This window comes from Pseudomonas idahonensis (assembly GCF_037903935.1).
In the GTDB taxonomy this organism is placed as follows: Bacteria; Pseudomonadota; Gammaproteobacteria; order Pseudomonadales; family Pseudomonadaceae; genus Aquipseudomonas; species Aquipseudomonas danubii.
In genome coordinates this window covers 6,163,980-6,177,598 of the sequence record NZ_CP149586.1, presented here as the reverse complement: position 1 = coordinate 6,177,598, position 13,619 = coordinate 6,163,980, and the positions used below count along the sequence as shown (strand labels likewise).

The 13,619-nt window shown below is 60.6% G+C and carries 12 protein-coding genes; 3 read left to right on the top strand and 9 right to left on the bottom strand.

Annotated elements, in window-relative coordinates; genetic code table 11:
• Window positions 1-56: 56 nt before the first annotated feature.
• From WIN67_RS28000 to WIN67_RS27965, 8 genes are all read right to left on the bottom strand, one after another.
• Entirely contained in the window at window positions 57-1,979 is a 1,923-nt protein-coding gene (locus WIN67_RS28000) for a PrkA family serine protein kinase (protein ID WP_016967942.1), read from the bottom strand.
• 299 nt (window positions 1,980-2,278) lie between these two features.
• Window positions 2,279-2,608: a thiosulfate sulfurtransferase GlpE gene (gene glpE / locus WIN67_RS27995; RefSeq protein WP_102861924.1), complete on the bottom strand. Its 330-nt coding sequence runs from the start codon at window positions 2,606-2,608 to the stop codon at window positions 2,279-2,281.
• A 33-nt stretch (window positions 2,609-2,641) separates the two neighbouring features.
• Window positions 2,642-3,511, bottom strand: a complete 870-nt coding sequence (locus WIN67_RS27990; RefSeq protein ID WP_102861923.1) for a symmetrical bis(5'-nucleosyl)-tetraphosphatase — start codon at window positions 3,509-3,511, stop codon at window positions 2,642-2,644.
• Window positions 3,511-3,891: a Co2+/Mg2+ efflux protein ApaG gene (gene apaG, locus WIN67_RS27985; RefSeq protein WP_025131262.1), complete on the bottom strand. Its 381-nt coding sequence runs from the start codon at window positions 3,889-3,891 to the stop codon at window positions 3,511-3,513. The genes WIN67_RS27990 and apaG overlap by 1 nt, the downstream gene beginning before the upstream one ends.
• Window positions 3,892-4,017: 126 nt before the next feature.
• Complete coding sequence (rsmA, locus tag WIN67_RS27980) at window positions 4,018-4,830, bottom strand: 16S rRNA (adenine(1518)-N(6)/adenine(1519)-N(6))-dimethyltransferase RsmA (RefSeq protein ID WP_339070326.1); 813 nt, start codon at window positions 4,828-4,830, stop codon at window positions 4,018-4,020.
• Window positions 4,827-5,816 carry a 4-hydroxythreonine-4-phosphate dehydrogenase PdxA gene (pdxA, locus tag WIN67_RS27975; RefSeq protein ID WP_123389776.1) on the bottom strand — a complete coding sequence of 330 codons (990 nt, stop codon included), beginning with the start codon at window positions 5,814-5,816 and terminating at the stop codon, window positions 4,827-4,829. The genes rsmA and pdxA overlap by 4 nt, the downstream gene beginning before the upstream one ends.
• The gene (surA, locus tag WIN67_RS27970) at window positions 5,813-7,129 is read right to left on the bottom strand and encodes a peptidylprolyl isomerase SurA (protein ID WP_146036396.1); all 1,317 of its coding nucleotides are present in this window, start codon (window positions 7,127-7,129) and stop codon (window positions 5,813-5,815) included. Before surA ends, pdxA begins: the two co-directional genes overlap by 4 nt.
• Window positions 7,110-9,935, bottom strand: coding sequence for an LPS-assembly protein LptD (locus WIN67_RS27965; protein WP_339070325.1), 2,826 nt, complete (start codon window positions 9,933-9,935; stop codon window positions 7,110-7,112). Before WIN67_RS27965 ends, surA begins: the two co-directional genes overlap by 20 nt.
• Before the next feature lie 130 nt (window positions 9,936-10,065).
• On the opposite strand from WIN67_RS27965, the gene WIN67_RS27960 reads away from it, so the two are divergent.
• Genes WIN67_RS27960 through WIN67_RS27950 form a run of 3 tightly spaced genes read left to right on the top strand, consistent with a single transcriptional unit; the run spans window position 10,066 to window position 12,531 of the window.
• Window positions 10,066-11,091, top strand: a complete 1,026-nt coding sequence (locus tag WIN67_RS27960) for an aminoglycoside phosphotransferase family protein (protein WP_170002859.1) — start codon at window positions 10,066-10,068, stop codon at window positions 11,089-11,091.
• Window positions 11,088-11,762 carry an N-acetylmuramate alpha-1-phosphate uridylyltransferase MurU gene (gene murU / locus WIN67_RS27955; protein WP_102881038.1) on the top strand — a complete coding sequence of 225 codons (675 nt, stop codon included), beginning with the start codon at window positions 11,088-11,090 and terminating at the stop codon, window positions 11,760-11,762. Before WIN67_RS27960 ends, murU begins: the two co-directional genes overlap by 4 nt.
• Window position 11,763: 1 nt before the next feature.
• Window positions 11,764-12,531 (top strand): TerB family tellurite resistance protein, encoded by a 768-nt coding sequence (locus tag WIN67_RS27950; RefSeq protein WP_102881037.1) that lies wholly within the window; start codon window positions 11,764-11,766, stop codon window positions 12,529-12,531.
• Between the two features lie 49 nt (window positions 12,532-12,580).
• Here the strand turns inward: WIN67_RS27950 and WIN67_RS27945 are convergent, their stop codons facing one another.
• Complete coding sequence (locus WIN67_RS27945) at window positions 12,581-13,570, bottom strand: alpha/beta hydrolase family protein (protein WP_339070324.1); 990 nt, start codon at window positions 13,568-13,570, stop codon at window positions 12,581-12,583.
• Window positions 13,571-13,619 lie beyond the last annotated feature (49 nt).

The following is a 13,619-nucleotide window of genomic DNA, read 5'->3' as shown; positions in this document are numbered from 1 at the left end:
TGTGAGGGCTCTACGGCAACGCGCTTGCAGCTTGTGGCTAGAAGCTTGCAGCTGCTTTACTGCGATTTTCTGACCCGCAGATACCATTCGGACAGCAGCCGTACCTGTTTGTCGGTGTAGCCGCGCTCGACCATTCGTGTGACGAAGTCGTTGTGTTTCTGCTGATCCTCCTTGCTGGCCTTGGCGTTGAAGCTGATGACCGGCAGCAGATCCTCGGTGTTGGAGAACATTTTCTTCTCGATGACCACCCGCAGCTTCTCGTAGCTGAGCCAGGTGGGGTTCTTGCCATTGTTGTTGGCTCGTGCCCGCAGGACGAAGTTGACGATTTCGTTGCGGAAGTCTTTCGGGTTGCTGATGCCCGCAGGCTTTTCGATCTTCTCCAGCTCTTCGTTGAGGGCAACGCGATTGAGGATTTCGCCGGTTTCCGGGTCGCGGTATTCCTGATCCTGAATCCAGAAGTCCGCGTAGAGCACGTAACGGTCGAAGATATTCTGGCCGTACTCGCTGTAGGACTCGAGGTAGGCAGTCTGGATCTCCTTACCGATGAACTCGATGTAGCGCGGTGCCAGGTACTCCTTGAGGAAGCGCAGGTAGCGCTCGCGGGTTTCTGCCTGGAACTGCTCCTGCTCGATCTGCTGCTCCAGCACATACAGCAGGTGCACCGGGTTGGCCGCCACTTCATGGGGATCGAAGTTGAAGACTTTTGACAGGATCTTGAAGGCAAAGCGGGTCGATAGGCCGTTCATGCCCTCATCGACGCCGGCACTGTCGCGGTACTCCTGGATCGACTTGGCCTTGGGATCGGTGTCTTTCAGGTTCTCGCCGTCATAGACGCGCATCTTCGAGTAGATATTGGAGTTTTCCGGCTCCTTGAGGCGCGACAGCACAGTGAACTGTGCCAGCATCTTCAGGGTGTCGGGGGCGCAATGGGCCTTGGCCAGCGAGCTGTTGAACAGCAGCTTGTCGTAGATCTTCACCTCATCGCTGACACGCAGGCAGTAAGGCACCTTGACGATGTAGATACGGTCAATGAAGGCTTCGTTGTTCTTGTTGTTGCGGAAGGTGTGCCACTCCGATTCGTTGGAGTGGGCCAGCAGGATGCCGGTGAAGGGGATCGCCCCCAGCCCTTCGGTGCTGTTGTAGTTGCCTTCCTGGGTGGCGGTGAGCAATGGGTGCAGCACCTTGATCGGTGCCTTGAACATTTCGACGAACTCCATCAGGCCCTGGTTGGCCCGGCACAGTGCCCCGGAGTAGCTGTAGGCGTCGGCGTCGTTCTGTGGGAATTCTTCCAGTTTGCGGATATCCACCTTGCCCACCAGGGCCGAGATGTCCTGGTTGTTCTCGTCCCCGGGCTCGGTCTTGGCCACGGCGATCTGGTTGAGAATCGACGGGTACAGTTTCACCACCCGGAACTGGCTGATGTCACCGCCGAACTCCGCCAGGCGCTTGGTGGCCCATGGCGACATGATGGTGTTGAGGTAGCGCCGCGGGATGCCGAAGTCTTCTTCGAGAATGGCGCCATCTTCCGTGGCATTGAACAGGCCCAGCGGCGATTCGAAGACCGGGGAGCCCTTGATGGCGTAGAAGGGCACCTTTTCGATCAGTTGCTTGAGCTTCTCGGCCAGGGACGATTTACCACCGCCCACTGGACCCAGGAGATAGAGGATCTGTTTCTTCTCTTCCAGGCCCTGAGCGGCGTGGCGGAAATAGGAGACGATCTGGTCGATGCATTCTTCCATGCCATGGAAGTCTTCAAAGGCCGGATAGCGCCGGATTACCTTGTTGGAGAAGATTCGCGACAGCCTCGAGTTGGTCGAGGTGTCCAGCAGCTCGGGCTCGCCGATGGCCAATAGCAAGCGCTCGGCAGCGGATGCATAGGCGCTTCGGTCCTTTTTGCACAGTTCCAGGTATTCCTGCAGCGAAAACTCTTCCTGGCGTGTGGATTCGAAGCGTTGTTGGAAGTGGCTAAAAATACTCATGACGTCACCTCGCTCGATACGTGGAGCCGGCGTCGGATCAGTCAGTCAAGTGCTGGCATGCAACTGAAAGCCCAGTTGCTGTTTACCCCCCAGAACACTTTCAAAGCTATCGACCTTGAAAGCTAGTACCGATGACCCGCTCGCCGGTGTACCGGCTCTCCCCTGATTTGGATGGCCTGAGGCTAAGGATAGTTCGGAATCCGGGAGGTCAAGGCGAGATGGGGAATTAGTTACGCACTACCGTTCGTCCGGTGGCGCGCAAGCCCGCGTAGTACGCGGGCTAGAGCTACTGAAAAAAATTATTCGGCGGTGCCCTGAGCGATTTCCGTCGGGTAGGTGCTGCGCCAAAGTTCGAAGCCGCCATCGAGGCTGTAAACGTCGGAAAAGCCCTGGCTCACCAGATACGCGGCAGCGCTCTGGCTGGAGTTGCCGTGATAGCAGACCACCACCAATGGGGCATCGAGGTCGGCACCGCGAATGAAGTCGGAAATGGAGTGATTATCCAAGTGTTGCGCGCCGCTGATATGGCTCAGTGCATAGGTTTGCGGATCGCGGATATCCACGACCACTGCACCTTGTTCGCGCAGTGCCTGGGCCTGTTCTGGAGGGATGCGTTTGAATTCACTCATGGCGGGCTCCTGGAGCTAGATAATCAGCGCCGACTAGCGCTTTGCCGGGACGGGCAAGGGTTCTGGGGAAAGGGGCGCAGTGTGCCCCTGGGCGTCGCAATCGCAGGTCAGGCGCACGCCGGTATCGACATTCAGCAAGGTCATGGCCCCGCCCCAGACACAGCCGCTGTCCAGGGCGAAAATGCCGGGTTCGTTGCAATGGCCTTCCAGGGCCGCCCAGTGACCGAAGATGATCTTCAGGTCCCGGGTCTTGCGCTCCTTGTGACTGAACCAGGGCGCGTAGCCCGGTAGTGCGGTGTCCAGTCCTTCCTTGCTCTTGAGGTCGAGCTTGCCCTCGCTGGTGCAGAAACGCATGCGGGTGAAGTAGTTGGTGATGACGCGCAGGCGGGTCACGCCCTTGAGGTCGCTGTCCCATTTGGCTGGGTCGTTGCCGTACATGCCGTCCAGGAAGGGCTCGAAGAGGTTGTCGTCGCGTAGCGCTTCCTCGACTTCGGCGGCGCACTTGAGCGCCTTCTTCAGGGACCACTGGGGGGCGATGCCGGCATGGACCAGGGCCACGTTGCGGGCTTCGTCGTAATGCATCAGTTTTTGCTGGCGCAACCACTGCAACAGTTCTTCGCAATCTGGGGCTTCAAGGATTTCCCGCAGCGTGTCGGACTTTTTCAGCCGTTCGATATTGCGCCAGGCTGCCAGCAGGTGCAGGTCGTGATTGCCCAGCACGCAAACCAGCGAATCGCGGATGGAATAAAGGTAGCGCAGGGTTTCCAGTGACTGTGGGCCGCGATTGACCAAGTCTCCCACCAGCCACAGGCGGTCCCGGGCAGGGTCGAACGCGACTTGTTCAAGCAGGCACTGCAGCGGTTCCAGGCAGCCTTGTAGATCGCCGACGGCGTAGGTTGCCATCAGTGCAGGGCCCCGGGGACCGCCAGGCGGAAGGGGGCAATGATGGCGTCGAACTGTTTGCCGTCCTCGGCCAGCATCTGGTAACTGCCCTGCATGTTACCGACCCGGGTGGTCATCACCGTGCCGCTGCTATAGGTGTGGCTCTTGCCAGCGGCAATCAATGGCTGCTGGCCAACCACGCCAGCGCCACGAACCTCTTCTACATGGCCATCACCGTCGGTGATCACCCAGTGCCGGGACAGCAGCTTGGCTGGGAGTGATCCGTTGTTCTGAACGGTAATGGTGTAGGCGAAAGCGAAACGGTTCTGCTCGGGTTGCGATTGGTCTGCCAGAAAGCGGGTGACGACGCTGACGTCGACCTGATAACGAGGATCGGACATGCAAAAGGCCTTTAAAGCAAAGCGGGGCGCGGGACAAAGCTGATGGAGGTCAGTCTAGGTCAAGTATCGGGTAGTAAACCAGACATCCTGTCCGGCGTCCTACCCGATCTCGGGCAAGGGCGTTTCTCAGTCGTTGGCAGGCTTGGGCTGGTCGGCCAATTGATCGGCTAGGCGTACAAAGGCGGCCAGATCCAGCTGCTCGGGGCGCAGGCTGCCATCGACACCGGCGGCTTCGATCTCGGCGCTGCTGAGGAGGGCCTTGAGGGTATTGCGCAGTGTCTTGCGGCGCTGGTTGAAGGCTTCGCGGACGATGCGCTCCAGCAGGCGATGATCCTTGGCTGGATGTGGCAGCACCGCGTGAGGTACCAGGCGCACGATGGCCGAATCAACCTTTGGTGGAGGATTGAAGGCGCCGGGGCCGACGTTGAACAGATGTTCCACTCGGCAGTGATACTGAACCATGATCGACAGGCGACCCCAGTCACCTCCACCAGGGCCGGCGGCCAGGCGCTCGACCACTTCCTTTTGCAGCATGAAGTGCATGTCGCGGATCAGCCCGGCGTTCTGCAGCAGGTGGAAGATCAGCGGGGTGGAGATGTTGTAGGGCAGGTTGCCGACCACCCGCAGGCTGCTGGGTGCAGCGCCCAGCGTATTGAAGTCGAACTTCAGGGCATCGCCCTGGTGCAGGTTGAAGTTGCTCTTGCCGGCGAACTGCTGGTTGAGGATCGGGATCAGATCCTTGTCCAGCTCCACCACGTCCAACTGGGCTCCGCTGCTCAGCAGGCCTTCGGTCAGGGCGCCTTGGCCCGGGCCGATTTCCAGCATGCGGTCTTCGGGTTTGGTGTGGATAGCCCGCAGGATACGGTCGATAACGCCTGCGTCATGCAGGAAGTTCTGGCCGAAGCGCTTGCGCGCCCGGTGTTGGTATTGCTCGCTCATAAACGGTTCTCGGCCATCTGGTAGGCGGTTTCCAGGGCGACCTGCAGGCTGCCGGTGTCGATCTTGCCGCTACCGGCCAGATCCAGGGCGGTGCCGTGGTCGACGGAGGTGCGGATGATCGGCAGGCCGAGCGTCACATTGACGGCCGCGCCGAAGCCTTTGTATTTCAGCACGGGCAAGCCTTGGTCGTGGTACATCGCCAGCACTGCGTCGCAGTGCTCCAGATATTTGGGGGTAAACAGAGTGTCGGCAGGCAGTGGGCCGCGCAGGTCCATGCCTTCGGTGCGCAGACGCTCTAGGGTAGGTTCGATGATGTCGATTTCTTCGCGGCCCAGATGCCCGCCTTCACCGGCATGAGGGTTGAGTCCGCAAACCAGGATCCGTGGTTGGGCAATACCGAACTTGTGTTGCAGGTCGGCATGCAGGATTCGAGTGACTCGCTCCAGGCGTTCTGCGGTGATGGCATCGGCAATCTCCCGCAAGGGCAGGTGGGTGGTCACCAGTGCCACGCGCAGGCCGCGGGTGGCCAGCATCATCACCACCTGTTCAGTGTGGGTCAGGTCCGCAAGAAATTCGGTATGCCCAGAAAAGACGATCCCGGAATCGTTGATCACGCCCTTGTGCACAGGAGCAGTGATCATGCCGGCGAAGTGCCCATCCAGGCAGCCCTGGCCGGCGCGGGTCAGGGTTTCCAGGACGAAGGCTGCATTGGCCTGGTCCAGCTGGCCGCTGACCACCGGCTTGGCCAGGGGCGTGTCCCAGACATACAGGCTGTCTGCGGGTGCGGGTTCAGTCGGCAGTTGTTCCAGGGTCACCGGCAGCAGATTGACTGCCACACCCAACTGCGCGGCCCGCTCAAGGAGCAGGTCGCGGCTGGTGATGGCAATCAGGGGGTATGGCTGGGGTTGCGAGGCGAGCAGCAGGCACAGGTCAGGACCTATACCCGCCGGTTCGCCGGGTGTCAGAGCGAAACGTCTGGGTTTCACTGGGCCGCCTGTTCAGCGCCAGGCAGTTTGATCTCGACGTAGGCCTCATCACGGATCTGCCGCAACCAGGTCTGCAGCTCTTCGTCGTACTTGCGGTTACGCAGGACGGTCATGGCTTGTTGCTCGCGGGCCTGGCTGGTGCTGTCGGTGGCGCGACGGCCAAGGACTTCCAGTACATGCCAGCCATAAGGGCTCTTGAACGGCTTGGACAGTTGACCTTGTGGGGTCTTGGCCATCACTTCGCGGAACTCAGGCACCAGGGCGTTCGGGTCGATCCAGTTGAGGTCGCCGCCGTTGAGCGCCGAACCTGGGTCTTCCGAGTAGCTTTTCGCCAGTTCGGCAAAGTCTTCGCCGGCTTCAATGCGGTCGTAGAGTTTTTGCGCCAGGCGCTTGGTCTCTTCTTCGCTGCGAATCTCGCTTGGCTTGATCAGGATGTGGCGCACATGCACTTCATCACGCACCTGATTGCCGCCACCGCGCTTGTCCAGCAGCTTGAGAATGATAAAGCCGCCTGGGGTGCGCGCTGGTTGGGTGATATCGCCCACGGCCATTGCACTCAGTTCACGGTCGAACGGAGGAGGCAATTGAGCAGCTTTACGCCAGCCCATGTCGCCGCCTTCCAGGGCGTTGTCGCTGCCGGAGCGGGCAATCGCCAATTGCGCGAAGTCCGCACCTTGCTTGAGTTGCTGGTACACGTCCATGGCCTGGCGGGCGGCACTCTGAATCGCTTCGGAGTTGGCGCTTTCCGGGGTCGGGATCAGGATATTGGCCAGGTGCAGTTCTTCGGAGAGCTGCATCTTGCCCAGGTCCGAGGCCAGGAAGTTCTTCACTTCCTGTTCCGACACCTGAATACGCTCGGCCACCCGGCGCTGACGCACGCGGCTGATGATCATTTCACGGCGCACCTGGTCACGAGCATCTTCATAAGACAGGCCGTCGCGGGCCAGAGCGGCACGGAACTGCTCGATGCTCATGCTGTTGCGCTGGGCAATGGTGCCGATGGCCTGGTTCAGTTCTTCATCGGTGATGCGGATGCCGGAACGTTCGCCAATCTGCAGTTGCAGGTTTTCAACGATCAGACGCTCCAGAACCTGCTGTTCCAGGACGCTGGTAGGCGGCACACCACCGCCACGCTTGGCGATGGTTTGCTGAACTTCGTTAACCCGCTGGTCCAACTGGCTCTGCATGACCACGTCGTTGTCGACGATGGCCACAACCTTGTCGATGGACTGCACTGCGGCGCTGGCCGCAGTGCTCAGGAACAGCGCGCCCAACATCAGCGGGCGCAGACAATCAGAAAGCTTGGTCTTCACGTTCACGATAACCTTGGATGCCTTTGTCGAGGAAGCTCTCTACTTTGGTGCCCATGACGCCACCGAGACCCTTCAGAACAATTTGGAGGAAGATGCCGCGGTCGCCTTTCTCGTTCTCCGGAGCGTTCTGACTGAACTCGTCATACTTGACCCAGTAACGGCTGATCAGGCGCAGTTTCCAGCAGCAGTTGTCGTATTCGAAACCACCGAAGGCCTCGAGCGTGCGGTTACGGTTGTAGTCGTACTGCCAGCGGCTGATGGCGTTCCATTGCGGCACGATCGGCCAGATCACCGAGAAATCATGCTGCTGGATCTTGTAGTAGTCCTTCACGTAGCCAGGCGTGCCTGGAGTGCCGTAGTCGCCGCCCATTTTCCAGGTACCGCTGTTCTGGTCGTAGCGGATCTGGTCGTTGCGATAGCGATAGCCGGCGTTGACCACCTTGTTCGGGTTGTCTTCAGGCTGGTAGTGGAACATCGCACTGCCGGAGCGTGCGGTGTGGCTGTCCGGGTCCCAGTTGTACTCTGCGTTGGCGCGCCAGTCGCGGTTGAAACGGTATTCGTATTCAAGGGCGTAAGGCGAGACGTTGGACGTTGCATCGTCGCGAGTGCGGTAGTCGATACCCGGCAACTGGACGGTGCGATCCTTGAAGTACAGGGCCTGGCCAACGCTGACGCGCTGACGCTGGAAGCCGTTGTCTTCGATCCAGCGGCTGGTCACGCCCAGAGACAGCTTGTTCTCGTCGCCGACACGGTCGGAGCCGGAGAAGCGGTTGTCACGGAACAGCGAGGCGTAGTTAAAGGTAGGTTCGCCGGTATCGAATACCGGGATGTCCTTCTGGTCCTCCTCAGGTACATAGAGGTAGAACGCACGCGGCTCCAGGGTCTGGCGGTAGTTCTTGCCGAACCATTGAGTGTTGCGATCGAAGTACAGGCCACCGTCGACGCTGGCGATTGGGACGCCGCGGTTTTGTGAGCTCTTGTACGACTCACCCAAGGCGGCAGCTCTATTCCTGTTGGTGACCAAGTCGTCTTTGCCTCGGCCATCCAGATCAAGATTGTACTGGGTGTACATATACTTCAGGGATGGAGTCAGATAGCCATAACTCCAGTTCAGCGGCAGGCTGACACCAGGTTTGAGGTTCAGGCGATCACCATTGGCGCGGGCCAGGCCCGCTACGTTGGTGTCCAGACGCGGATTGCCTACCAGCCCGGTGATAGGGTCAATCGGTCCGCCATCTTTATCTGTGTAGTTGCCCTTCAGTAGATCCCGCTCAAACCGAACCAGCTCGGTTTCATAGGTGAAATCCAGACCTTGCGGATGGTACGGCAGGGCACCGTTGAAGGTGATCTGCGGCAGCTTGTTGTACGGAGTGATATTGGACACGCTTGCCAGCTCATACGCCTGCACGTTAAGACGTGCGGTGTAGTCGTCACCACGGTAGGTCACGGCGCCTTGCTGGTTGACGTAGTCGGTGGACTTCACGCCAATCTGATCGGTTTCCAGGTCCTGGAAGTAATACGGATCGCTGATCTTGGTGTAGTCGACCTCGGTCATCACCCGTGAATCAAACCCGCCCTTGTGCTGCCAGTTGAGCATGTAGCGGGTTTTTTCGTAGTCGGTCTGCTTCTTGCGATCGGTGTCGTCGTCGTTGAGGTACGCGGCGCCGAACTGACCTTCGCTGCTCTTGGTCAGGTAGCGGAACTCGCCTTCCATCAACAGGCCGCGCTTGGACATGTAGCGCGGGTACAACGTGGCATCGTAGTTCGGTGCCAGGTTGAAGTAGTAGGGCGTGACCAGCATGAAGCCGGTATCGCCGCCTGTGCCGATGCTCGGCGGCAGGAAGCCGGACTGACGACGGTCGTCGATCGGGAAATAGATATACGGGGTGTAGAGCACCGGAATGTCTTTGACCCGCAAGGTCACGTTGGTCGCGGTACCGAAGCCGGTGGCCGGGTTCAAGGTGATGTTGTTGCCCTTGAGCTGCCAGGCGTTGCTGTTCGGTTCGCACGTGGTGTACGTACCATCCTTGAGGCGGATGATGGCGTTTTCCGCACGTTTGGCATACAGCGCACTGCCGCGAACCCGCGATTTGTGCATCACGTATTCGGCGTTATCGACCTTGGCTTCGCCAGTGTCGAGTTGCACGTCGGCGTGGTCGCCGACCATCAGCGTGCCGTTGTCGCGGATGCGTACGTTGCCGCTGAGCTCGCCACGGTTCTCGGCCTGATACAGGTTGGCCTCGTCGGCTTCGACTTGCATGCTGCCCTGGCGCATGACCACGTCACCGGCCAGGGTCGCCACCTGTTCTTCCTGCTGATAACGCGAGGCCTTGGCACCGATAAAGGTGGGGGCGTCACTTTTATTCGTCTTGTCATTCATGCCAGGACGAATTGGTTCGATATAGGAACCAGAGCAGTAAGGACCGGTTTCGGCCAATTGAGCGGCGGTGAGCTTCTCGCGCGGTACCCAGTCGAGGTGGCTGTAGTCCGCGCTGCGGGACTTCAGACCCCGGCCTTTGGCCTCGGTGACCAGCACTGGCTTGTCGCCGGTCGCTTGTTCTGCGGTGCCGCTGTCGGTTGCGGTGGCGCCGTTGGAACTGACCGAGCTGGCATCGTGAATCGGCCGTGGAGGCAGTGGGGCTGCACTGGCTTTCGGCGCACAGGCCCAGCCACCCGAAGCAGAGACTGAGCAGTCATACTGTTCCGCGGCGACCACGAAGGAAGTGGCTAGAGGTTGCAGGGCCAGCAAACCGCCGGTAACCAGCAACGGAAATTTTTTACGAAACGCGGGGGATTTCAATGCCATCTTATTAGTCCGGGCTTCCTGCGTGCCATCTGCCCGCGGTGTGGGCCGCACGCCTCTCGATGGTCTGAAAAAGATGCTGGATAATAAAGCATGACCCGCTTGACGGCTAGCGCCGTCGGAGACCCTTGTAATGCCTGACCAAGATGTACGCTTGCAACACCTGAAAGTTTGGCTCGATGAGCAGTTGGCGATTGTTTATGCAGCACAAGGCTGGGGTGAAGTACCCCCGGCGACATTGACCGCGGCCAGCAGCGACGCGAGTTTCCGCCGTTATTTCCGTTGGCAGGGTGCAGGCCGCAGCTTTGTGGTCATGGATGCTCCGCCACCCCAGGAAAACTGCAAACCCTTCGTGGATATCGCCCAGTTGCTGGCGACTTCCGGCATCAATGTGCCGAAAATTTATGCCCAAGACTTGGTTCGGGGCTTTTTATTGCTCAACGACCTGGGCAACAAGACCTACCTCGACGTGATCGACGAAAGCAATGCCGATGCACTTTTCGAGGATGCACTGCAGGCCTTGCTGGCGTTTCAACAGCTACCGATGGATGCGCCACTGCCCAGCTACGATGTCGCTCTGCTGCGCCGTGAACTGGAGCTGTTTCCTGAGTGGTACGTCGGACGTGAACTGGGTGTCACGCTCAGCGCGCAGCAGCGCGAACAGTGGCAGCGGGTCAGTGACCTGCTGATCGACAGCGCCCTGGCGCAGCCCAAGGTGCTGGTGCATCGCGACTATATGCCACGCAACCTGATGCTCAGCGAGCCGAATCCTGGGGTGCTGGACTTTCAGGATGCGGTCTACGGCCCAGTGACCTACGACGTGACCTGCCTGTTCAAGGATGCCTTCCTCAGTTGGCCGCAGCCCCGGGTGCGTGGCTGGCTGGAGGGCTATTGGCACCAGGCCCGAGCGCTGGGGATCCCGGTCCAGGAAGACTTCGAGGAGTTCCTCCGGGCCAGTGACCTGATGGGCGTACAGCGTCACCTCAAGGTGATCGGTATCTTCTCGCGGATATGCCACCGCGACGGCAAGCCTCGTTACCTGGCCGACGTGCCACGGTTCTTTGCCTATATAGAAGCAGTGCTGGCCCGTCGTCCCGAATTGGCCGAGCTTTCGCAACTGCTGCTCAGCCTGCGCCAGCCAGCGGGAGCCGATGCATGAAGGCAATGATTCTGGCCGCCGGCAAGGGCGAGCGCATGCGCCCCCTGACCCTGGCCACCCCCAAGCCGCTGTTGCCTGTAGCCGGCAGGCCCCTGATCGAATACCACCTGCTGGCGCTGGCCAAGGCGGGCTTTTGCGACATCGTGATCAACCATGCCTGGCTTGGTCAGCAGATTGAGGAAGCCCTTGGCGACGGTCAACGCTGGGGCCTGAACATTCAGTACTCGGCGGAAAGTGAGCCTCTGGAAACCGCCGGCGGTATTTTCAAAGCCTTGCCCTTGTTGGGGGATGAGCCGTTTCTGGTGGTCAATGGCGATATCTGGACCGACTACGACTTCGCCTCCTTGCGTCGGCCCCTGGCTGGACTGGCTCACTTGGTGATGGTGGATAACCCGGCGCACCATCCCAGTGGTGGCGATTTCTGCCTGCAGGACGGGATGTTGCACGATGCCCGGCCCGGAGCTGCAGCCCTGACCTTTAGTGGGATTTCGGTTCTGCATCCCAATTTGTTCCAGCACTGTGTCCCGGGCCCCTGCAAACTGGCACCGCTGTTGCGCGAGGCCATGGCCCGGGGACAGGTCAGCGGCGAGCATATGCAGGGGCAATGGATCGACGTGGGAACGGTCGAGCGTCTGGCGCAGGTCGAAGCCCTGCTGCAAGCGAGGCGCTGATATGTGGTGGCCAGGGACTCTGATCGGAGCCGGAGCGGGTTTTGCAATTGCCAGCATTCCGGGGGCCATGCTTGGTGCGTTGTTGGGGCAGGCTCTGGACCGGCGCCTGCAACTGCACAGCTGGGCGCATGTGCGTGAGCGCCTGGGCGGTCGCCCAGCGTTGCGCAACGATGAATTGCTGTTCGTGTTGCTGGGGCGCTTGGCGAAAAGTGATGGCCGGGTGGTGGATGGGCATATCCAGCAGGCGCGTCAGGAGATGCGCTCGCTGGACATGAACGATTCAGCCCAGCGCCGTGCCATTGCAGCCTTCAATCGAGGCAAGTCGGGCAATGACCGTCTGCGCGGTTATTTGCGGCGCCTGAGTGCCCAGCCCCATGCCGCGGAGGGTGTGTTGCGTGCCTGCTGGCGGATGGTTTGGGCCGATGGCCGGGTGGGGCCGGCGGAGCGTGAACTGATCCAGCTCTGGGGCAAATGGCTGGGCTGGACCACGGAACAGATCCAGGCGCTGGCGCAGGAGTATGGCCCGGCGCGAAGGTCGTTGGCCGAGGGGGCGCTGACCTATCAGGAGGCGTTGCGCCTGTTGGGGGTTGCCGCCACCGCTGAACCGGCGCAGATCAAGCGCGCCTACCGCCGCCTACTTAGTCGTCATCACCCGGACAAGATCGCCGGTAGCGGCGCCAGTGCAGCCCAGGTGCGGGAGGCGACGGAAACGACCCGAGAATTGCACAGCGCCTATGCCCTGATACGCGAGCGCCGGGATTTCCGCTGAGGCGTGGCCGGGCCGCCATTGCCAGTCAGGCAGTGGCGGCTCGAGCTCTTCAACTGTCGGTGTTCTGCGGGTTCAACCAGCCACGTACCCGGCGGAACAGCTGCTCTTGCTGGGCGGCATGATTGCCGGGCAGGGCTTTGAGGGCGATCTGGCTGAAGTTTGAATGCTTCAGGCGCTTGCTGGCTTGCAGTCGTTCCAGTGCCGCTTTCTGCGCAGCGCTTTTGTCGACATAGTAGAAATCTGCGGTTGCCAGCTTCAGGGTCGGTGTCAACTCTGCCAGTTGTGGCTTGCCATTGGCAGGTGTCTGGGCAGCTACCATCACCAGCTTCTGTACCTGGGAGGGCTGTTTTTCGCTCAGGTAGCGTGCGGCCCAGTAGGCGCCAGTGCCGTGGCCCAGGAGCACGATGCTGCGGGCATTCTGCTGTTCGGCGAAGGCCAGGGCTGCATCGATCCGGGTGAAGATGCGCTCGGCATCGGCCTTGACCTGTTCTTCGGTGCTTTCTGCGACGGCGCGGTCCGCCACGTCGGCTTCGCCACCGGCGGCTTGTTCGATGGGCTTGGCCTCGGCGCTGGCGTCCTTGGCGGTGTTGCTGGTGTCCGCTGGCGGCGGCGCGGCCTCGACGATCCGCGGTTGTGCCGCTTCGCTGAGCATGTCCGGCAGGGTCAGGCTCAGGCTGCCCCAGTCAGTGTCCGGCAGTTTATTGCGCAGTGGGGCCACGGCTTGGGGCCAGTCGGCGCTTTCGCCGGCTCCCGGGAGGATAATCACCACGCCCTTGGGTTCGCTGGTGTTGGCCGGTTTCCACAGGGCCAGGAAGGTGTCGCCACCGGCTTGCAACTGCTGTTGCTCCTGGGCAGGCAACTGACGCTCCAGGGCGCTGGCCTCTTCCTGGCTGCGTTCAGGCAGGGTTTGGCGTTGCGCCGGTTGTTCCTCGGGGCTCTTGGTTTCCGGGGCCGGCTCGGCGGCTTCCACAGAAAAGGTCCAAGGCAGGATCAGCGACAGGCACAATGCAGGCAGTGCCGAGCGGTGGACAAGGGGCATCGGATATTCCAGGCCAGAAGTAATTCCGGCAGCCTAATGGGTTGGTCAG